Here is a 20,064-nt window from a genome sequence, read left to right on the forward strand (position 1 = left end):
TCCCTGGTCGGAGCGGTCGCCATCCCCGCCTGTGGGCTACAGGAACACCCGGCCCCGGCGGTCGCGGTCGCGCAGGGCGGCCATCCGGCGGGTGTTGCTGGGGCGCCGGGAGAGCAGGTGGTAGAGCAGGAGCGCGCAGCCCCGGTCCGTGCGGGCCCGGGCGGCCATCTCGCCCAGGTTCACACGCGGGTACAGGGACGGGCCCCCGGCGAAGAGCCGCACCCCGTGCGCGCCCTCGGGCACGTGCGCGTGGGCGTGGTTGTCGGCGGTGTACTCGGAGGCCCGGGACAGCGCAGAGCCGAGGCCGGGGACCAGGTCGGCGCCGAGGGTGGCCACCCGCCGCCAGTACCCCGTGTGCCCGGCGGCGACGTGGCCCACCTGGTGCGCGACGAGGAAGGCGAGGGCCTCCCGGTCCTGGGGGAGGCCCCGGTCGTCGAAGACGGCGTCGGGGAGTACCAGGTAGCGCCGGAACCCGTGCGCGGCGGCGTCCGCGCGCACCGAGACCGGCCCTGGGCGAACGTAGGCCTCCGGGGCCCGGGGCAGCCCCATGTCCCGCGCCAACGACACCACCACCCGGTAGGCCTCGGGGAACTGGGTGGGCGAGATCCGGACCGACTCCGCGCGCTCGCGGGCGTACCGCAGGCCGCGCGCCGACCAGCACACCAGCGGTACCGCGGCCAGTGACAGCGCCGTCCACAGCAGTGAACCCGACACTGACCACACCAGCCGCAACAGCACCGCGGTCAGCACCAGCGTCACCGTCACGCACAGTGCGAGCAGCGGTCTCTCCCAGGGGTGCGCCGAGGCCGGGACGACCTCCTCGTCGGCGTCGGCCGGGTACGGCTCGCTCGCGTGCGGGGAGGGCTGGTGCGCCGACCACGGTCCGGGGACGGTGGTGCAGCCGGGGACCCCGTGGACCGCGCTGGTCGGGGAGGTCCCCCAAGACGGCATGGAATGTCGCATACTGCTCCCCTCGGGCCGCCCTTGACAGGGGATGACTACTCCCTGTGCCTAAATATTACTTTCCGCTTCCCTTCGTGTGGTGTGGTTGGGGGCGGCGTGTCCGGGCTCAGGGGTGTTCGTACCGGCGGAACTCCTCCGCGAGCTCGTCGAGGAAGTGGTCCACCTGGGCCGGGTCGTACCCCGGGCGCGCCCGGGTGGTGGCGAACTGGACGCGCTCCACCTCGGCGGCGGTGAGCGTGGCCCGGTCCGGCCTTCCCTGGAGGAGGACCTCCAGGGTGTACTCGGCGCGGTCCAGGAACTCGTCCACCTCCTGCTCGTTGTAGCCGGTGGTCAGCCGGGTGGTGGCGAAGCGCTTCTCCCTGATGTCCCCGGGCGCCATCCGAGGGCCGCCCGCCGGGCCGCCGGGCGGCTGGTCGGAGCGGTGCGGGTCCGCGTACCCCGGTCCCTGGCCGGGAGGGGGCTGGCCGGGTCCGGCCTGACCCGGGTGCGGGGGCAGGGGAGGCGTCGCGGCGGGCTGGCCCAGGCCGCGGCCGGCGAGGTCGGCGACGACGAGGTCGAGGAAGTCGTCCACCTCGTCCTCGCGGTAGCCGGGGCTCATCCGGGTGGTGCGGAACCGGGAGTTGCGGATCTCGTCCGCGGTGAGCAGCGGGCCCGTGCGCGGCCCGCCCTCCAGCGCGACCAGCGTCGCCTCGATCCGGTCGAGGAGCGCGTCCACGTCCTCCTCGTTGTAACCCGGGCGCAGACGCACCGTGTGGAACTTCTTGTTGCGGATGTCCGCCGGTGTCAGAGGCATGGTCCCCATTGTGCAGTTCACGAGGTTCGTAGGTGCGGTATCACGCGTCCGCGTGTGCCTCCGGGGCCGTTCGGACGGCCGCCGGGCCCCGCCGAGCGGCCGGACTCCGTTCTCCGCCGAGCGGAGACACGCGCGGAGTGCGGACGCGGGAGCGCCGGGGGGAACACACGGTTCGCATTATGCCGAGGGGAGGTGACCCGTGCCATACCGGCCGGTGGTTCTGGCCGGGTGCGGACGCGACCCGGGCACTGACCAGGCCCCTTCCGTCGGGGTCTTCCTTATAAGACGCCCCGGCCGAGAGAAGGTTTACCGGAATCCAAAAGAATAACCGGAATTGCCGAGAGTGGTTACTCAGTGCGTTCAACCGTTCATCGTGATGTTTTTGAGATCAGTGATCATGCATTTGATCATTACTTGGACTGTATTGTCTCCGTAGGGAATGGAAAGCAACTCGGCCGGTTCTTCCGGCTCTTGCCCTCTGCGGGCCGAAACCGTGCACGCTCTCTATTTTCGCAGGTCATGGGCTTCTGTGTGCCTTGACCGTCCCCCATTCGACCCTGGTCCGTGATTCCGCGTTCCGAGACTTCCCGCCTTTGTGTTCCGGCGGTGGAAGCCCAGACCAGGCCTGGCCCCGACCCATGTGGGCCTGGACGATCCAAACGAGGATTGATCTTGAAGAACGCTTCTCGAATCTCCGCACGCCGCGTGCTCCAGGGCGGTGTCGCCTTCGCCGCGCTGGGTGCTCTCACGCTGGGCGCCGCCTCGCCCGCCCACGCCGACACCTACGGGTGGGGCTACGCCTCGGCCCTGGGCGCCTCCTCCCCCACGCAGACCTACATCACCAAGGACCAGACGGTCTCGGACACCTTCAGCGGCGCCATCGGCGACTGGCTGACCGTTGAGGGCACCACCACGGCCACCGTGAACTCCAGCGGCGCCACCGGCACCGCCGTGGTGGACACCGCGCGCATCGTCATCACCGAGGCCGACCTCCCCGGCATCCTCGACCCCGAGGAGGACGAGGACGAGGACGAGGAGACCCCGGACGACGACGAGGACGGCGAGGACGAGGGCGACGACGACGCGTCCGAGGGCGAGGAGTCCCCGGAGGACGGCGACGGCGAGGGTGACACCGACGTCCCGGACGACGGCGACACCGACCAGCCCACGGACGAGCCGTCCGAGCAGCCGACCGAGGAGCCCGCCCCGCAGCCGACCGAGGAGCCCTCCGCCCCCGCCGAGGACGGTGACGACGAGGCCGAGAGCACGACCGCCTCCGCCGACGTCATCGAGCTCGACGAGGAGAACTCCGAGCTGGTCGACGGTGGCAGCGACGTCCTGCTCGAGGCCACCATCAACGGTGCGAGCGTCTCCACCAGCCAGGGCTGGGACGGCGCGGTCAACCACGGCTTCGACGCCGGGGTCCTGGGCGCCTCCACCCTCCAGGCCGACGTCGAGGGCGAGACCGTCGAGCTCTCCGTGTCGCTGGAGCCCGTCAGCGCGGTCCACGAGACCGAGGACGCCGGTTTCGTCTGGAACGACGCCATCACCGACATGTACATCACCTTCAGCGTCGGTGACGAGATCGTCTCCGGCTTCCTGATCGCCGAGAGCGCCGCGGGCATCACGACCGGCACGGTCGACGGCGGTGGGGACAACGGCGGTGGCGACGACGACGCCAAGAACCCGCCGGTCAAGGAGCGCGACGCGGACACCGTCCCGAAGACCGAGGCCAAGGACGCCCAGCCCCTGGCCCAGACCGGCTCTCCGCTCGCCGGGCTGATCGCGGCCGGCGCCGCGATCGCCGCCGGCGGTGGCGCCGCCGCCTACCTGGCGCGTCGCAAGAAGAAGAACGGCGAAGAGGCCCCCGAGACCAACGAGGGCTAGGTCGTGTTTTTTGGATCATTCCGCGCTCGCGTCCACCAGGCTGCCTCTCGCTGCGCCGATGAAGCTCGGACAGCCAAACCCGGGCGGGCCCCCGCTGTGCGACACTGCGGAGCTTGCGTAGCAGCGCACAGTAGGGGCAGCTTCACTCCACGTCTTGCGAGAGATTGCCGGGCCCCCGCTGTGCGAGGCTGCGGAGCTTGCGTAGCAGTGCACAGTAGGGGCGACGGCCGCTCGCATCGATGGCGGCTCCGCCGCCACCGGCGAAAGCATCCAAAAAACACTCCCTAGTCGGACCTCCGACCGTCCGGCCGCGTGAGTCGACCGGCCCGGACGGTTCGGGGCGACTGACGGAGGCGGGCCCCGGGGAGAGATCCCCGGGGCCCGCCTCCGTGTGTTCGGGGCGGCGCCTACCCGCGCAGGAGGTAGGTGGCCAGACCGCGGGCGATGGCGTCGGCGGCGCGCTCGCGCCACTCGGGGTCCTCCAGGAGCTCGGCGTCCTCGGCGTTGCGCATGTTGCCCGCCTCCAGGAACACCTTCGGGACCGTGGACATGTTCAGCCCGCCCAGGTCCGTGCGTTCGTCCAGGCCGTCCTCGGCCAGGTAGTCGGCGTAGGGGATCCCGCTGCCCTCCAGGTACTCGCGGCGGAGGTCCTCGGCGAACAGCGCGGAGGGCTCGACGATCTCCTCGGTGAACCCGCTCACCTCGCCCGGGGTGATGACGTGGAAGCCCCGTCCCGAACCCGGTCCGCCGTCCGCGTGGATGGACAGGGCGACGTCCGCGTCGTTCTCGTTGCCGATCTCGGCACGCTCGTTGACGCACGGCCCCACGCCCTCGTCGTCCTCGCGGGTGAGGACCACCGTGGCACCGTCCGCCTCCAGCCGCTCCTGGACGAGCAGGGACAGCTCCCAGGTGAACTCGTGTTCGGGGTAGCCGTTGACGCTCTCGGCGCCGACCGTGTCGCAGGCCTTCTCGCCTGGGCCGGCGGGCACCATCGCGTTGATCTCGCTCGGGGCGTCGGCGTTGCCCCCGTTGTGACCTGGGTCGATGACCACGACCCGGTCACCGAGCGGGCCCTCGCCGGGTGGGGGCGCCTCGTCGTCGGTGCTGGGGGCGCCGGACCCGTCCTCCGGGCCGGGGAGCGGAGGCGCCGCCGTGGGGTCGGTTCCGGGTGCGCCGCCCGCCGGGGACGAGCAGCCCGCGGTCCAGACGACGGCGAGCGAGAGCAGGGCCAGGGCGCGTGTGGCGCGGCTCCGGCGCCCTGTGGGTGCGCAGACGAGCATGCCTCAAACCTAGCCGCTGTCCGTGACCCCGCCGTACCCGCACAAACACGGACGAAAGGCTCTCGCCGTGGCGCGAGTCCGCCCCGCCCCGGTGTCCCGGGGAGCGCGCGCCCGCGCCGTGTCCTGCCCCCGGGGCGGGCGCGGAGCCGGTGGGATCACCCACGGCGACCAGCGCTGACGGACCTCCGGCGGCGGGGGCCCGGGTGGCCCGCCGAGGGGATCGCGCTCGGCCCCCATCACCGCTCACCCGCCACGCCCCCTGGAGCACTGTTCCGTTCGGTTCGGCGTTCCACCGGCTCACAACGGTGCGTCGGCGGCGCTCCGAAGGCCGTGAAACGCCGCCCGACGGCGACGGAACGGTTTCCGTTTTGTGATCAAGCGACTAGGCTCGCCGTGTGGAGCGTTCCGCACACGGCACTCCACAACGAACCCGTCCACGACCGGCGCGGGAGTGCGCACACCCCGCCCCGGAAACACCGCCCCCGGCCCGCGAGGCCGGTCGGAACACCCCGACACGACGCCACGGCGCCGGGTCGGGACCGGCCCCAGGGCCGGTCATCCCCCAGATGCAACAGGAGTGTCGTGGTGACTCCCGCCAGAATGTCCGTTCGCCGCCTCCTGGTGGGCGGAACCCTCTTCACCGCCCTCGGCGCGCTCGGGGTCGCGTCCGCCTCCCCCGCCTCCGCCAACCAGCTGGTCTGGGCCAACGCGCAGGCCTGGGTCGGTGACGGTGACCTCGTCTCGGGATACTCCACCGCGATCAGCTTCGGTGGTGAGACCGAGGACGCCGCCGGTGCCGACCCCGTCGTGGGCGACCTCGCGCGGTTCGCGCGGGTCGAGGGCGAGAGCCGAACCCTGGTCAACGACAGGGGCGCCCTGGCCCAGTCGGCGGTGGATCGGGCGACGGTCCGGATCGGGGTGGACGACCTCATCGGCCTCGGCATGATCGACCCGGTCGACGGCGCGGGCGGCGAGGTCGAGGAGACTCCGACGCCGGAGCCCGAGAGGGGCACCGAACCACCCGTCGAGGACGGGGGCGGGCCCGAGGAGGGGGAGTCCGGAGACCAGGGACCCCGGTGGTCGGACCGGCCCACCCCGGACACGCCCTTCCAGGACCCTTCGGAGGAGCCCGGCGCCAGCGCCACACCCTCCGAGGAGGACGTGGTGGTCCTCGGTGAGGAGGAGTCCGAGACGGTCTCCGCCGACTCCAACGCGGTCGAGTTCTCCCTCACGGACGTGCGGACCAGCGCGGCCGCGGCCTACGACGGGGCGACCGAGACGACCTTCGAGTACGGGGAGCTGACCGCGTTCGGTGAGCCCGTGACCGACTTCGAGGGCGACCACCTGGCAGAGGAGACCCTGGAGGTCCTCGACGAGAGGGGCCGGACACTGGTCGAGGTGCCCGTCAGCGTCCGCTTCGTGACCAGCTCCGGCACCTTCGACGACGAGGACGAGGACTGGGAGGGCGAGGGCGTGCGTTCCTCGTTCTCGGTGTCGGTCCAGGTCGGGGACCCCGAGCTGGGTCAGGGGTTCACGGTGGACTTCGCCGACTCCTGGGCGATCGGCTCCACCCACATCGCGGCGGACGCGCCCGGTGAAGGGGAGCGCGGTGAGGGGGAACGGGAGACCGCGTCCGCGAGCCAGCGGCTGGCCACCACGGGGAGTTCCCTGGCGGCGCTGGTCACCGCGGCGGTGGTGGCGGTCGGCGGCGGGGCCGCGGCGACCTTCCTGGCCCGCAAGCGGACCACCGCCATGGATGACCAGATCGAGGACTGACCGCGGCCGGTCCGCCCCGGTCGGGGGCCGGGGCGGGGACCCGTGCCCCGGGCGGTGCGTGAGGGAGGGCGGGCCACCCCGTACGGGTGGCCCGCCCTGAGAAATCTGTCAGCAGCCGGAACGCGTCCAGCCGTTCCCCCCGGAATCGGCACAGACCGGGGAGATCACTCCGTGCGCTGGCTGGGGATTCCGGCCAGCAGGGCGCGGACCTCAGTCTCGCGGTAGCGGCGGTGGCCACCCAAGGTGCGGATCGAGGTCAGCTTGCCCGCCTTGGCCCAGCGTGTCACGGTCTTGGGGTCAACGCGGAACATGGTGGCAACCTCGGCGGGGGTCAACAGGGGCTCCGCCTCGGGCGTGCGAGTCGACATGTGTACGGCCTCTCCTCCTGGATCTGTGTGCCGATCCTTGAGCCTGATTCCTGGCACTTGGCCCGGATGTCCAATAGTCCCACTTGAGTCCTATTGATATCACCCGAGGTGTTTGCGCGACCACTCCAAGCAACTTTGCACGTGGGAGGCCATTGAAAGCCGCCCGTGGCCGCGTCACGCTAAGTGATTCTAGCGACACGTTTAGTGGCATGTGGCGTATTCGGTCAAAACTTCGTTCTCGGGCCTCGTTTTTCTCGATCCGGAGAACCCGAAGTGCTAGGGCGGGGCTGACCGAAACCCGGGGGCCGAGTCTGGGGGAGGAGGGCGCGGGCCCTGGTCGGTCGCCGTTCGGGGTGGTGTGGGGCGGAACGGCGGGGTGGGCGGCCGGTCCGCTGCGGCAGGGGGGTCGGGCCACGCGGATCCTCGGCGTGGCAGGGTTTCCTGGTTACTCTGAGTGCTCTCTGTGGTCGACTCGCTACAGTCTACGCCGATCCCTATCGGGCGTTATGCCCAGTTTCACGACGCTTGGAGGGGCGTTCTCGGCGGGTGGACGCGTGCGCAGCCGTCACGTGCGAAAAGACGGTTTCGTGCGGCCGAGAAACCTGGTGTACCAGGTTGGGGTACGGCGTGGCGCCCCCGTGTCCCGGCTCGCACCCCGGTCGGGATGACGACAGGGCGTGCGAAGTGTCCAAGAAAGGTCGACCGGAACATGACGGTCAGTTGGCGTGCTCCAGGGCGCGCACCGACCTCCAGCGCCGCGTGAGCCTCGCTCGCAGCTCCTTCACCCGGGAGCCCTCGCCCCTGGCGAGCGACTCCACGGCCTCGGCCACCTCCGCCACCGAGTGGTCCTCGCTCAGGTGCTCGTCGCTCAGCAGGTGCGGCAGCCCCCCGTAGTCCAGTTCGAGCAGGGACTCGGGGTGCGCGGTCGTGGCCAGCCACTCCGTGAGCCGCTCCGCAGAGGAGGAGACCGCGTGCTCTCCGACACGTTCCCGCAGCACCGCCGCCGTGTGCTCCAGGCGGCGGCGGGCCAGCGCGGTCCTGGTCAGGTACAGCAGGGTCCTGGTGGGTCCGGCGGACAGGACGAGGCAGCGCTCCTGCGGCTCGAAGGCGACGAACCACGGGATCGGGATCGTCCAGTTGCTGGACAGGATCCCCGGCTCCGCCAGCGCGCCCGAGTCGCGCCACTGCCGGTATCCCGTCTCGGCGCGGTCGGCCTCCCTGGCCGGGACGAACGCCTCCACCATCGGGCGGGGCATGGACTCCGTGAACTCCCCGAACGCGCGCCAGGACCGCAGGCGCGTCTGCCACGGGCACACGTACAACCGCTCGTTCACCCGGCGCAGGTAGGCGTCCCCGCTCTCCTCGGCGGGCGCGACCACCGGCGGGGTCGCGATGGTCCGGCCCAGACTCTCCGCGTGCTCCGCGGCGAGGGCGTTCACGCGTTTGGGTCGGTCCGGGGACTCCGCGTACCCCTCCCAGTACCGACGGTCACGAGGAGAGAAGGCCGTGATCGGCTGGTAGACGCGCAGATACGCGGTGTAGGGCAGCACGATCGCATCGTGGCACAGATCGTTCCGTCTGGCACTCACCGTGAGAACGGCCAGGCAGGGAGGGGTTCCGTGCGCACACCACATCCGTCACACCCGGGTGGCGTAGGCACGGTGGGGTCCGACCAGGTACGGTTGTATGTGTACGTAAGCTGGCGCCAGACGTCAGTCGCGTTTGACGGCCGTCAGCCTGGTAGTGCGGGTTAGTAAGTGATCTGGGGTTCGTCGGAACCCAATCGTTGAGGGGGTCGAGCCAATGGGGCGCGGCCGAGCCAAGGCCAAGCAGCAGAAGGTCGCCCGGAAGCTCAAGTACAGCTCCGGTGGGACCGACCTTGAGCGGCTGCGGTCGGAGCTGGGTGTCGCTGAGGACGAGGGGTCTCCCTCCGGGCCGTCGGGTCCGGACGATTCCTACACGGAACCTCAGGACGACCTGATCGACCGCTACGCGGATCTTGCCGACAAGTACTCGGACTCCGACAAGTAGACGTCGGAACCGGTCGAGTCTTTCGGGTCGCTCGGACAACAACCGCTGACCTGTAGCGGTCACGGTCCCCGTCGCGGGACCGTCGCGGACAGGTGGATATAGCCGGTGCGAACCACTGCGGTGGTTCGCACCGGCTATGTTCGCGTCCTTCGGGCGCGAACCGGCACCACCTAGGCGCTCCGGTACTCGCCGTTCAGCACGGCCCGTCCGGAACCGCCCTTCACCACGCCCAGGCGCCAGGCCTCCACGCCGCGCCCGGCGAGCACGCCCAGCGCACGGTCGGCGTCGTCCTCGGCGACGACGGCCACCATGCCCACGCCCATGTTGAACGTGGCCTCCATGTCCTCCCGGCTGACCTCGCCCTTCTCCGCGAGGTAGGCGAAGACCGGTGACGGCGCCCACGTGGAACGGTCCAGTTCGGCGTCCAGCTCCTCCGGCAGCGACCGGGACAGGTTGGCGGCCAGGCCACCGCCGGTGATGTGCGAGTACGCGTGCACCTCGACCTCGGCGGTCAGCGCCACGCAGTCCTTCGCGTAGACACGGGTCGGGGTGAGCAGCACCTCGCCCAGGACCCCGCCCAGCTCGGGAACCTCGGAGTACAGGTCCAGGTCAGCCTGGTCCACGATGTGGCGGATGAGCGAGTAGCCGTTGGAGTGCGGACCGGAGGAGGCCATCGCGATCACGGCGTCGCCCTCGCGCACCCGGTCCGGGCCCAGGATCGCGTCGCCCTCGACCACACCCGTGCCGGCCCCGGCCAGGTCGTACTCGTCCGGGTCCATCGCGCCCGGGTGCTCGGCGGTCTCGCCGCCGATCAGCGCGCACCCCGCCTGGTGGCAGCCCTCCGCGATACCGCCGACGATCTCGGCCACCCGCTCGGGCACCACGGCGCCGGTCGCGATGTAGTCGGTCATGAAGAGGGGCTCGGCGCCGCTGACGACCAGGTCGTCGACGACCATCCCCACCAGGTCGATGCCGATGGTGTCGTGCTTGTCCATCTGCTGGGCGAGCATGACCTTGGTGCCCACGCCGTCGGTGGAGGTGGCCAGGACCGGGTCCCGGTATCTGGCCGTGTCCAGACGGAACAGACCGGCGAAACCACTGGCGTCGGTGACCTGCTCGGGTCGGCGGGTGCGCGCGACGTGACGCTTCATCAGGTCGACGGCGCGCTCACCGGCGGCGATGTCGACGCCCGCGGCCGCGTACGCGCCCGTCGCCCCTGTGCTGTCGGCTGCCACGCGAGTTCTCCTCGTGATCGGTGGTGTGCGGTGTTCGCTGTTGAGCGAGCCTCCGGTGCCCGTCCCAGGGCACGCCGGAGGGTCCGGAAGGGGTGTCCCGCCGGACGCGGCGGGCCGCGGCCCGCCGCGCGCGTTACTTGTGGCTGGTGGCCAGGGTGGAGCCCTCGGGGGTGCCGCAGGCCTTCTCCAGCAGGTACTTGCCCTGGGAGTCGGAGTCGACCTCCAACGGGTACACCCCGTCGAAGCAGGCCCGGCACAGCTGGTCCTTGGGCTGCTCGGAGGCGGCGATGAGCTCCTCCAGGTCCACGTAGGCCAGCGAGTCCGCGTTGACGGACTCCGCGATCTCCTCCACCGACAGGTTCGCGGCGATGAGTTCGGCGCGGGTGGCGAAGTCGATGCCGTAGTAGCAGGGCCAGAGCACGGGCGGGCTGGAGATGCGCACGTGCACCTCGGCGGCCCCGGCGTCCCGCAGCATCCGGACCAGCGCCCGCTGGGTGTTGCCGCGCACGATCGAGTCGTCCACGACCACCAGGCGGCGGCCCTCGATGACCTCCCGCAGGGGGTTCAGCTTGAGCCGGATGCCCAGCTGGCGCAGGGTCTGGCTGGGCTGGATGAACGTGCGCCCCACGTAGGAGTTCTTCACGAGCCCCTGGGCGAACGGGATGCCGCTGGCCTCGGCGTACCCGACCGCGGCGGGGGTGCCGGACTCGGGGACCGGGATCACGAGGTCGGCCTCGACCGGGTGCTCCTTCGCCAGGCGGCGGCCCACCTCCACGCGGGTGGAGTTCACGTTGCGCCCGTTGATGGTGGTGTCCGGGCGCGCCAGGTAGACGTACTCGAACAGGCAGCCCTTGCGCTGGGTGGGGGCGAAGCGGCGGGAACGGACCCCGTCGCCGTCGATCACCAGGAGTTCGCCCGGTTCGATCTCGCGGACGACCGTGGCGCCCACGATGTCCAGGGCGGCGGTCTCACTGGCCACCACCCAGCCGCCGGAGCCGGAGTTCTCCCCGAGGCGGCCCAGGACGAACGGGCGGATGCCCTGCGGGTCGCGCGCGGCGAAGAGGGTGTCCTCGTCCATGAAGACGAGGGAGAAGGCGCCCCGCACCTGGGGAAGCAGCTCCAGGGCCGCGTCCTCCAGGGTGTGCCCCTCCTTGGCGCGGGCCGCCAGGAGGTTGGTGAGCACCTCGGTGTCGGTGGTCGCGCCCCGGCGCTGGTCGGGCAGCATCGCGGCCAGTTCCGGAGTGTTGATGAGGTTGCCGTTGTGGCCGAGTGCCAGACCCCCCTCACGCGCGGTGTAGAAGGTCGGCTGGGCGTTCTCCCACACCGGTGAACCGGTGGTCGAGTAACGGCAGTGGCCGATCGCGAGGTGGCCCTTCAGGGAGTCGAGCGTCGCCTCGTTGAAGACCTGGGAGACCAGTCCCATGTCCTTGTAGACGACGATCCGTTCCCCGTCGCTCGTGGCGATGCCCGCGGATTCCTGCCCGCGGTGCTGAAGAGCGTAGAGGCCGAAGTAGGTGAGCTTGCTGACTTCTTCGCCGGGTGCCCAGACCCCGAAAACGCCGCAGGCGTCCTGCGGGCCGCGTTCGAGCGGATCGAGGTCCATGGAGAGCCGGCCGTCGGAGTACGACACACGCACAGCTTAGCCGCTGCCCGACGCCGGGGGGTCACTCGGGGTCAGACGGAACCCCGACCCGTCCCCTCGTCCGACCACAGCGGCAGGTGGGCGGACAGGTCGGAGCGCACACCGCTGGCCCGCACCCCGTGGTCGTGCACGGCTCCCTCCCAGTCCGCGCCGCCCACGGCCAGCCGCAGCCACGTGAGGGGGTCGGTCTCGACCACCCCCGGCGGGGTGCCCCGGGTGTGCGTGGTCCCCTCGATCACCTGGACCGCGCCGTACGGGGGGACGCGCACCTCCAGGCTGCGGCCCGGAACGCGGTCCGCCAGGACGGCCAGGCTGCACCGCACGGCGGCCTTCACCACGGGGCGGAGCGGCTCCTCGGCGCGCAGGACCGCCCGCGCGGCCGCCGCCACGGCCTCCTCGTCGGTGCCCGTGAAGGCGGGTTCGCCCAGGGCGGAGAGCTGTTCGTCCAGGGCGGAGCGCAACCGGCGCACGGAGCTCGGGGTCAGGGCTGAAGGCATGCACGAGATCCTAGGGCGGGGCGGCGACGGAGTCGGGTTCGTCGAGGTCACGGCCTCGGCTCCGGCGCGTGGGGCAGGGTTGACGCCAGGGGTGCTTGTCATTACCGGGCGATGGACCGAAGGTGGACATAAGGGGATTCAGGGGGAACTGCCTGTCGGTCTCCGGGTGATCGAGTGATTCGTGTCTCAGCGCCCCGCTGGCCAGGGGGAGCGGGACACGGTAGCGTCCCGAACCGTCCCGGTGTCGTCCGAGATTGGGAGGATTGCGAGGGGACCCGCGCAGATGGCGTTCCACGCGTCGACACAGACAGATGAACGAGGGGTGACCATACCCGGACCCGCCTCCCCCAATCGGGGTCCGGACGTGAGCATCCCGCACTGTCGCGCTGAAGCAGCTGGTCAGCGCCCTTAACATCCACCAAGGAAGACCACCGCACCATCGGGAGAACGACGTGCGCCTGCGCTTGCGCCCGCGTGATGACAGTTACTACGAGATGTTCACCGACTCGGCGAACAACCTGGTCATCGGAGCCCGCCTGCTGGTGGAGCTGATGAGCGACGGGGCCGACCGGGAGGCCATCACCGAGAAGATGCGTGCCTGCGAGCACGCCGGTGACGACGCCACCCACGCGATCATGCGCCGACTCAACAAGAGTTCGGCGCCTCCCCTGCACCGGGAGGACATCTACCGCCTGGCCTCCAACCTCGACGACGTCATCGACTCGATGGAGGCGGCCGTCGACCTCATCAACCTGTACGGGCTGGAACAGCTGCCCAAGGGCATCATCGACCAGATCGAGGTGCTGGAGAGGGCGGCCGAACTCACCGCCGAGGCCATGCCCCGTCTGCGGTCCATGAAGGACCTCACCCGCTACTGGATCGAGATCAACCAGCTGGAGAACCAGGCCGACCGCATCTACCGCAAGCTCCTGGCGAAGCTCTTCAGCGGCGAGTACGACGCGCTGACGGTCCTCAAGCTCAAGGACGTCATCGAGGAGCTGGAGACCGCCGCCGACGCCTTCGAGCACGTGGCCAACACGGTGGAGACCATCGTGGTGAAGAACGGCTAGGCGGCGGCCCCCGACCCCTGATCCGGCGGTCCCCGAACCGGCCCCGGACACCCCCGCGCCCCCAGTCGGCCCTCACTCCCCGGCGTGGGCCTCCAGGGCGATGGCCAGGGCCAGTCGCATGTCGGGCTGGTCCAGGCCGAGCGGGGTCACCTCGGCCATCCTCCGCATCCGGTGCCGGACGGTGTTGGGATGCACCCCCAGCTCCTCGGCGGCCGCGTTGGGGTCGCCCTGGGCCCGGAGCCAGGCGCGCAGGGTGCGCGCGTGTTCCGTGCCGTGCTCGGCGTCGTGCCGGGTCAGGGCGGCCACCGGTCCGTCGGCGGGTCGGCGCCCGGACGCCGAGGCCATCCGCAGACGGTGGATGAGCACGTCGCCCCAGGACTCGTCGTAGGCCACCGCCGCGCCCTCGGGGCGGGCGGCGTGCAGGGTGAGGCTCTCGTCCGCCTCCCTGCGGCTCGCGACCAGACCGGCGAGGTCGGCGGGCGCGCCGATCCCCGCGTTCACCACCACGTGCCCGGGCAGCCCCCGGGTGGTCTCCGCCACCCACGCGCGGGCCGGGGATGGGTCGGCCCCGCAGGGCAGGACCGTGTAGACCGTGCTCCCGAACACCGTGCTCCGGCCCTGGCGCGACCAGCCGAAACCGGTGGTGGCCCGCTCGAAGGTCATGAGGGTGGCGGAGTGGCGCTCGTCGGGTGTGTGCGCCTGGAGGGCGACGACCCGGTGCGGGGTCGCGGCCAGCCCCAGCCGCCCGGCCGCCTCGGTCGGGTCCATGGCGCCCTCCAGCAGACGGCTGACCAGATCCGACTCCACCTGGCGTTCCAGGTCCGCGCTGACCCTCGTGCGCAGCAGGTGCAGGGCCACCGTGCGGGCGCCCTCGGCCAGCAGCGCCGAGCGTTCGGCGTCCAGCGGTCCCGGACAGGCCGCCCAGAGCGACCCCAGGAACTCCCGGCCGACCCGGACGGCCACCGCCGTGCGGCCGCCCATCCCCAGCGCGGGCTCGGGCGGGAGGAACACCGGTTCGGTGGACGAGGCCAGGTGCGCGATGACCCCGGTGGCCTCCAGACGGCGCTGGAGCGCCTCGGGGACCCCGCGCCCCAGGATGGTGTCCCAGCGGGCCTGGTCGGCCTCGGACTGGCGGTTCGAGTACGCCAGGACGCGCAGGCGCGGATCCTCGATGGTCACCGGCCCGCCGACCCGCGCGGCGATCGTGTCCGCCAGCGCTGGCAGGTCGGCGGGGCCGCGCCCCGCCTCGGTCTCGCCGCCCTCCAGCACCAGCCCGTAGACCACCCCGGCGACCTGTCCCCAGGACACCGACGGGTCCACGGTCAGCAGCGCGATCCCCTGGCCCCGGGCGCGGGCGGCGGCCTCCCCGTGCGGGTCCACCCCGCCCTCCCGCACGACCCGCACCACCACGGCCAAGGACCGGGCGCGCTCGGCCAGCTCGACGGCGTGGAGCGGGTCCTGGACGCCCACGGCGAGCAGGACGTCCGCCTCCTCCGGGCCGGGGTCGGCCGGGTCGTGCACCGCCACCCCGCGCAGCACCGTGTCCGGGGCGGGACGGGGGCCGACCAGCCGGGTGCCGTACGTGCCGAGGATGGTGACCAGCCGGTCCAGCAACACCATCGACGCCACTCCCTTGGACACGTTGTGTGATCCCCACATCAGCGTACGCCGAGATTGTTCCCCGTGGACAAGGGACGCCGCGGTCTTCCGGGAGAGACTCTGGGCGGGTGCGGCTTCGCACCCGACGTCCAGCACAGGAGAACTCGCCATGTCCGGGAAGGGCGCGGGCGCACCGCGTACCGTCATCGTCGTCGGGGCCGGGATCGTCGGTCTCTCGACCGCCTGGTTCCTCCAGAAGTACGGGGTCGGAGTCACCGTGGTCGAACGCGACACGGTGGCCTCGGGCTCGTCCTGGGGCAACGCGGGCTGGATCTCGCCCGGCCTGGCCATCCCGCTGAACGAGCCGGGCGTACTCGGCAACGGGCTGAGGGCGCTGCTCGACCCCCGGGCCCCGCTGTCCGTCCCGCCCACCACCGACACCGGACTCCTGCACTTCCTGGCCTCGTTCGCCCTGAACAGCAGGCAGTCGACCTGGGAGCGGGCGCTGCGCGGCAACGTGCCGCTCAGCTCGGCCTGCCTGGACGCCTTCGACGAGCTCTTCGAGGGAGGCGTGCACGCCAGGGTCGAGTCGTCCCCGATCACCGCGCTCTTCAGCTCGCGCAAGCACGCGGCCCGGCTCCTCATGGAGCTGGACACCGCCCGCGAGGCGGGCCTGCCGCTCACCTACGCGGCCCTGGAGGGCGAGGCCGCCCGCACCGCCCACCCGCTCGCCTCCGCGCGGGTGCAGGCGGGCGTGCGCATCGACGGACAGCGGTACGTCAACCCCGGCGTGTACACCCACGCGCTCGCGGACGCCGTGCGCGAACGCGGCGGGAGCGTGGTCGAGGGCTTCCGGGTGACCAGGGTGGAGGCCGCCCGCGACGGCGGGTTCCGGCTGCACTCCGCGCACGGTGAGACCGAGACCGGTGACGCCGTCGTGGTGGCCACGGGCGCGTGGCTCGGCCGCCAGGCCCGACCCTGGGGCGTCAACGTGCCCCTCCGCGCCGGACGCGGCTACAGCTTCATGGTCCCCACGGAGCGGATCGTTCCCGGCCCCGTCTACCTGCCCGAGGTCCGGGTGGCCTGCACACCGCACGGCGAGGGCCTGCGCGTGGCCGGAACCATGGAGTTCCGCGCCATCGACGCGCCCCTGCGGGCCGAGCGGGTCCGGGCGATCACCGAGTCCGCCGCGCCCTACCTGGACGGCGTGGACCTGGGGAAGCGCACCGACGAGTGGGTGGGTTCCAGACCCGTCACCTCCGACGGCCTGCCCCTGATCGGCCGCACCGACGTCCCGGGGCTCTACGTGGCGGGCGGACACGGCATGTGGGGACTCACCCACGGGCCGGTCACCGGACGCCTCCTGGCCCGCACTGTCGCCACCGGAACACCGTCCCCGGCGCTGCGCCCCTTCGACCCCACCCGCTGATCCGGCAGGAACCCGTCCGCGCCCCGTCGAACCCCGACGGGGCGCCTTCGTACAAGGAGACCCCATGGCCTGGCTGACCCCGGGAACCCACCAACGCCTCACCGCCGAACTGGCGGTCCTCACGGGCATGTCCGCCCCCGGAACGGGGGGCTTCACCCTCATCGAGGACAAGGACGCCCGTGAGACCCGCGTCAACCGCATCCAGGAGATCCTCAGGGACGCGGTCATCGGTGAGGCCCCTCCGGACGACGGCATCGCGGAGCCCGGGATGGTCGTCACCGTCCGCTACGGCACCGACCCCGACCCCGAGACCTTCCTGCTGGGGGTGCGCGACCGGGCCGACTCCGACGGCATGCCGGTCTGCTCTCCGGAGTCACCCCTGGGCCAGGCGATTCTCGGCGCCGAGCAGGGGGAGGAGCGCACCTACACGGCACCCAACGGGCGGACACTCAGGGTGAGTCTGGTGCGCGCCGTCCCCTACGGCTCGGAGGTCGCCGAGGTTCCCTGAGTCCGGTGGCGGGGCCGCTCACATCGGGACGGCCCCGCCCCGGGCGCCTAGGGTGGCGGTACCCGCCTCAGGAAGGAACCCCATGGCCGAGGAGATCACCCCGGAGCTCGCCAACAGCGTCCTGGCCGCCCAGCCCTTCAGCCAGCTGGTCAGGGCCCGGATCGCCGTCTTCGAGCCCGGCAGGGCCGTGCTGGAGGTCGACGTCCGCGACGAGCTCCGCCAGCAGAACGGCTTCCTGCACGGAGGGGTGCTCGCCTACGCGGCCGACAACGCGCTCACCTTCGCGGGCGGCACCGTGCTGGGCCCCTCGGTGCTCACCAGCGGGTTCTCCATCGAGTACCTGCGCCCCGCCCAGGGGGTCCTGCTCAGCGCCCGCGCGCACGTCGTCGAGTCCACCCGCCGCCGAGCCGTGTGCCGCTGCGACCTGGTGATGGTCGACGACGGGGAGAGGACCGTGGCGGCGGCGCAGGGCACCATCGCCCTCACAGACCGCTGACGGTCCTCGGCGGCTCGGTGTCGCGGGACAGCAGCGACAGCAGGTACTCGAAGAAGCCGTCCGCGTCGACCTCCTCGACGACCCGCGCGTTGGGCTCCAGCCCGTGGACGCCCCAGGACATGGCCGAGTAGCCGCGGGTGAGCTCCCCGGCGGTCTCCACGTCCACGTGGTACGGCGAGACCGAGCGCACCAGTTCCGGGTGGAGGAGCACCGCCGCCGTCAGCGAGTCCGGGTGCGTGGTGCCGTCGATCCCCACCCTGCGGTCGAACTCCAGGGTGGCGGCGCAGATCCTGGTGAAGAAGCGGGACAGCGGGGTGTCCAGCGCGGCGATCCGGTCCAGCCGGTCCTGCCCGAACACCGCGTGCCGCAGCGTGAGCGGGTCCCACGGGACCACGGTGACGTCGAACCCGGCCGCGAACACCGCCTTGGCGGCCTCGGGGTCCACGTAGAAGTTGAACTCGGCGGCGGCCGTGATGTTGCCCCGCCCGTTGTTGGACCCGCCCATGACGTACAGGGACTTCACGTTGCCCGCGAAGTCGGGGTCCCGGACCACCGCGGCCGCGATGTTGGTGAGCGGACCGATGGCCACGATCGACAGCTCACCGGGGTTCTCGGCGGCCAGGCGCACCAGGGCGTCCACGGCGTGCTCGCCACGGGGCTCCAGCCCGTCCTGGTCCATCGAGAGCCCTCCGGACCCGTCCCCGTGGACGTTCTCGGCGCTCACCCACTCGCGCACCAGGGGACGCCGACACCCCAGGTACACGGGCACGTCGGAGCGCGCGCCCGCGACGTTCAGCGTCAGGAAGGCGTTGCGGACCTGCTGGTCGAAGCCCACGTTCCCGGCGACCATGGTCACCGCCCGCAGGTCGGCCGCCGGGTCCAGCAGCCCGACCAGCAGGGCCACGCAGTCGTCCTGCGCGGTGTCGGTGTCGATCACCAGGGGAACGGCCATCAGTCGAGTCCTTCCGCAGGGAGGGTGAAATGCCGGGATCCGGGCATCGCGTGTCTATCAGCCCGGATCCCGGCTGTCTAACCTGCCCTGCGCGCGGGAGCCAGGCTGAGCAGGCCGCAGCCGTAGGCCTTGGCCCGACCGATCCCGTTGCCCAGCGCGGCTCGGAACGCCTCGGGGTCGGTGACCCGCAGCCGACCGTCGAACGTCACCGAGGCCACCGTGATCTTGAGCCGGTCCGGCCCCTGGGGCTTCTCCGGAGCCTGCTTGTACCCGACGGCCGGGGGACGGGGCAGGGCCACGACGTCCGGAGCACCGGCGGAGGAGTCCAGGAGGGCGAAGCCGTGGCGCTCCCCCTGACGGACCAGCCACCGGACCTGGAGTTCGGGGTCGTGGATGGGGCGTCGCACGCCTCGGGGGCGTTTCTGCCCGGTGTAGGGCGGAGACACGCTCCGGGTGGGGTTGGCGGTCAGGCGGAAGCTGAACTCGGCCTTGTCCGTGACCGCTGAGAGGACCGGTGCGAGGCTCCTCACCAGGGCACGGCCGCTGAGGTACCCCTCCGGGAGCGAACCCCAGTTCGGATGATCCCTGCTCTGCACGTACATGACGAGCTCGCGCCCCTGCCCTTCGAGCCGCCACAGCAGGTCCTGGTGTTCCCGTGCGGGCACGCCGTCCGGGGCTTCGGGGAACCGGGCCATCAGCGTGCGGTGCATGTCGTGGACATCGGCGTAGTCCCGCCGGAAGGCCGGTGACAGGGGGTTGACCGGGACTCGGCTCAGATACACGGGGTCTCTCCTTCCGCACCGGTGGTGTGGCCGCTGATCATGCCGTCGGTCAGATGGACCTGGTCGACCCGCACGGCGCGCGAAGCGTACCGACGGGCCCCCTCGGTGAAGGAAATAGGCAGGTCGTGCCGCCGCTCGGCGTACTCGTGGTCGGGGCGGACGTCGACCACCGTCCGCAACCTCCGCTGGTCCGGTTCGAGCCCCAGCATCTCCCGCTGGCGCTCGGGGTCCCGTTCCAGCCAGGGATGGTCCCGAAGCACGTCTCCCAAGGGTCGCTGGGAGAGACCGGTACCCCATCGCCCACGTTCGGCGACGGGCTCCACGAGGGGAGCCGCAGGGACGAAGGCCTTCCGGCCGAAGAAGAGGGGCCAGTGCGGTCGGCGCACCGCTTCCTCTAGCTCCTGGAGCAGCGCGGCCGGGCCCTCCAACACCACCAGGAACAGCGCGTCCGCGAGGTAGTAGCGATCGCTGATCACGGTCCGATGGCTGGTTCCCATGGTGTTGGGGACCTCCTGCGCGGTGTGGAAGTCGCGCTCCAGCAGGCCCTCCCTGTCGACCCGGACACCCAACTTCAGCTTCGAGATCTCCCCGAGTGCCGCGTCGTCGTCCCGGTCGATGCCGCGTGCCGAAGCCAACAACCCGACCACCCCCGACTTGGTCGGTTCCGAGGCGGTGTCTCGCTTGACGAACCTCGACCGCACGCCCCAGGACTGCATGGGGGCGTCGATACGCAGGGCGAGTGTCTGTGTGTCCACG

Annotated in this window: 19 protein-coding genes; 7 read left to right on the forward strand and 12 right to left on the reverse strand. The window is 71.6% G+C overall.

Annotated elements, in window-relative coordinates; all coding sequences use genetic code 11:
• Positions 1 to 36 precede the first annotated feature (36 nt).
• Together AC0VYM_RS02435 and AC0VYM_RS02440 are read right to left on the reverse strand one after the other, a co-directional pair.
• Complete coding sequence (locus AC0VYM_RS02435) at positions 37 to 963, reverse strand: M48 family metallopeptidase (protein WP_475458460.1); 927 nt, start codon at positions 961 to 963, stop codon at positions 37 to 39.
• Positions 964 to 1,069: 106 nt separating this feature from the next.
• A complete protein-coding gene (locus AC0VYM_RS02440) occupies positions 1,070 to 1,765 on the reverse strand; it encodes a DivIVA domain-containing protein (protein ID WP_475458462.1) in 696 nt (231 codons plus the stop codon).
• A gap of 663 nt (positions 1,766 to 2,428) precedes the next feature.
• On the opposite strand from AC0VYM_RS02440, the gene AC0VYM_RS02445 reads away from it, so the two are divergent.
• Positions 2,429 to 3,643 carry a PT domain-containing protein gene (locus tag AC0VYM_RS02445; protein ID WP_475458464.1) on the forward strand — a complete coding sequence of 405 codons (1,215 nt, stop codon included), beginning with the start codon at positions 2,429 to 2,431 and terminating at the stop codon, positions 3,641 to 3,643.
• A gap of 407 nt (positions 3,644 to 4,050) precedes the next feature.
• On the opposite strand, the gene AC0VYM_RS02450 is transcribed toward AC0VYM_RS02445, so the two are convergent.
• Positions 4,051 to 4,923 (reverse strand): N-acetylmuramoyl-L-alanine amidase, encoded by an 873-nt coding sequence (locus tag AC0VYM_RS02450; protein WP_475458466.1) that lies wholly within the window; start codon positions 4,921 to 4,923, stop codon positions 4,051 to 4,053.
• A 585-nt stretch (positions 4,924 to 5,508) separates the two neighbouring features.
• Between AC0VYM_RS02450 and AC0VYM_RS02455 the strand changes: the two genes are divergently transcribed.
• On the forward strand, positions 5,509 to 6,699 hold the full coding sequence (locus AC0VYM_RS02455) for a hypothetical protein (protein ID WP_475458468.1): 1,191 nt from the start codon (positions 5,509 to 5,511) through the stop codon (positions 6,697 to 6,699).
• Positions 6,700 to 6,863: 164 nt separating this feature from the next.
• On the opposite strand, the gene bldC is transcribed toward AC0VYM_RS02455, so the two are convergent.
• Positions 6,864 to 7,067, reverse strand: a complete 204-nt coding sequence (gene bldC, locus AC0VYM_RS02460; RefSeq protein ID WP_013155387.1) for a developmental transcriptional regulator BldC — start codon at positions 7,065 to 7,067, stop codon at positions 6,864 to 6,866.
• A gap of 716 nt (positions 7,068 to 7,783) precedes the next feature.
• Positions 7,784 to 8,617, reverse strand: coding sequence for a DUF8083 family protein (locus AC0VYM_RS02465; protein ID WP_475458471.1), 834 nt, complete (start codon positions 8,615 to 8,617; stop codon positions 7,784 to 7,786).
• A gap of 253 nt (positions 8,618 to 8,870) precedes the next feature.
• Here AC0VYM_RS02465 and AC0VYM_RS02470 point away from each other — a divergent pair, with 253 nt between their 5' ends.
• Positions 8,871 to 9,098, forward strand: a complete 228-nt coding sequence (locus tag AC0VYM_RS02470; RefSeq protein ID WP_357756536.1) for a DUF3073 domain-containing protein — start codon at positions 8,871 to 8,873, stop codon at positions 9,096 to 9,098.
• Positions 9,099 to 9,268: 170 nt separating this feature from the next.
• Here AC0VYM_RS02470 and purM read toward each other — a convergent pair whose 3' ends face one another.
• From purM to AC0VYM_RS02485, 3 genes are all read right to left on the reverse strand, one after another.
• Positions 9,269 to 10,333 (reverse strand): phosphoribosylformylglycinamidine cyclo-ligase, encoded by a 1,065-nt coding sequence (gene purM, locus AC0VYM_RS02475; RefSeq protein WP_475458474.1) that lies wholly within the window; start codon positions 10,331 to 10,333, stop codon positions 9,269 to 9,271.
• A 133-nt stretch (positions 10,334 to 10,466) separates the two neighbouring features.
• The gene (gene purF / locus AC0VYM_RS02480) at positions 10,467 to 11,963 is read right to left on the reverse strand and encodes an amidophosphoribosyltransferase (RefSeq protein WP_475458476.1); all 1,497 of its coding nucleotides are present in this window, start codon (positions 11,961 to 11,963) and stop codon (positions 10,467 to 10,469) included.
• Between the two features lie 44 nt (positions 11,964 to 12,007).
• On the reverse strand, positions 12,008 to 12,472 hold the full coding sequence (locus tag AC0VYM_RS02485) for a sterol carrier family protein (RefSeq protein WP_475458479.1): 465 nt from the start codon (positions 12,470 to 12,472) through the stop codon (positions 12,008 to 12,010).
• Between the two features lie 452 nt (positions 12,473 to 12,924).
• Here AC0VYM_RS02485 and AC0VYM_RS02490 point away from each other — a divergent pair, with 452 nt between their 5' ends.
• Positions 12,925 to 13,542 carry a DUF47 domain-containing protein gene (locus tag AC0VYM_RS02490; RefSeq protein ID WP_357756546.1) on the forward strand — a complete coding sequence of 206 codons (618 nt, stop codon included), beginning with the start codon at positions 12,925 to 12,927 and terminating at the stop codon, positions 13,540 to 13,542.
• A gap of 72 nt (positions 13,543 to 13,614) precedes the next feature.
• Here the strand turns inward: AC0VYM_RS02490 and AC0VYM_RS02495 are convergent, their stop codons facing one another.
• A complete protein-coding gene (locus AC0VYM_RS02495; protein WP_475462908.1) occupies positions 13,615 to 15,162 on the reverse strand; it encodes a PucR family transcriptional regulator in 1,548 nt (515 codons plus the stop codon).
• A gap of 148 nt (positions 15,163 to 15,310) precedes the next feature.
• Between AC0VYM_RS02495 and AC0VYM_RS02500 the strand changes: the two genes are divergently transcribed.
• The 3 genes from AC0VYM_RS02500 (at position 15,311) to AC0VYM_RS02510 (ending at position 17,574) form a co-directional block, all read left to right on the forward strand.
• Positions 15,311 to 16,570, forward strand: coding sequence for an NAD(P)/FAD-dependent oxidoreductase (locus AC0VYM_RS02500; protein ID WP_475458481.1), 1,260 nt, complete (start codon positions 15,311 to 15,313; stop codon positions 16,568 to 16,570).
• A gap of 64 nt (positions 16,571 to 16,634) precedes the next feature.
• Positions 16,635 to 17,078 (forward strand): GreA/GreB family elongation factor, encoded by a 444-nt coding sequence (locus tag AC0VYM_RS02505; protein WP_475458484.1) that lies wholly within the window; start codon positions 16,635 to 16,637, stop codon positions 17,076 to 17,078.
• 82 nt (positions 17,079 to 17,160) lie between these two features.
• A complete protein-coding gene (locus tag AC0VYM_RS02510; protein ID WP_475458486.1) occupies positions 17,161 to 17,574 on the forward strand; it encodes a PaaI family thioesterase in 414 nt (137 codons plus the stop codon).
• On the opposite strand, the gene AC0VYM_RS02515 is transcribed toward AC0VYM_RS02510, so the two are convergent.
• The 3 genes from AC0VYM_RS02515 to cas5e all read right to left on the reverse strand — a co-directional run bounded on the left by AC0VYM_RS02515 (position 17,561) and on the right by cas5e (position 20,063).
• Positions 17,561 to 18,526 (reverse strand): nucleoside hydrolase, encoded by a 966-nt coding sequence (locus AC0VYM_RS02515; RefSeq protein WP_475458488.1) that lies wholly within the window; start codon positions 18,524 to 18,526, stop codon positions 17,561 to 17,563. The two genes, AC0VYM_RS02510 and AC0VYM_RS02515, sit on opposite strands and share 14 nt — an antisense overlap.
• Before the next feature lie 77 nt (positions 18,527 to 18,603).
• Complete coding sequence (gene cas6e / locus AC0VYM_RS02520; RefSeq protein ID WP_475458490.1) at positions 18,604 to 19,308, reverse strand: type I-E CRISPR-associated protein Cas6/Cse3/CasE; 705 nt, start codon at positions 19,306 to 19,308, stop codon at positions 18,604 to 18,606.
• A complete protein-coding gene (cas5e, locus tag AC0VYM_RS02525; RefSeq protein ID WP_475458492.1) occupies positions 19,299 to 20,063 on the reverse strand; it encodes a type I-E CRISPR-associated protein Cas5/CasD in 765 nt (254 codons plus the stop codon). The genes cas6e and cas5e overlap by 10 nt, the downstream gene beginning before the upstream one ends.
• Between the last annotated feature and the right edge of the window lies 1 nt (position 20,064).

Source organism: Nocardiopsis sp. iso_237, from assembly GCF_056173345.1.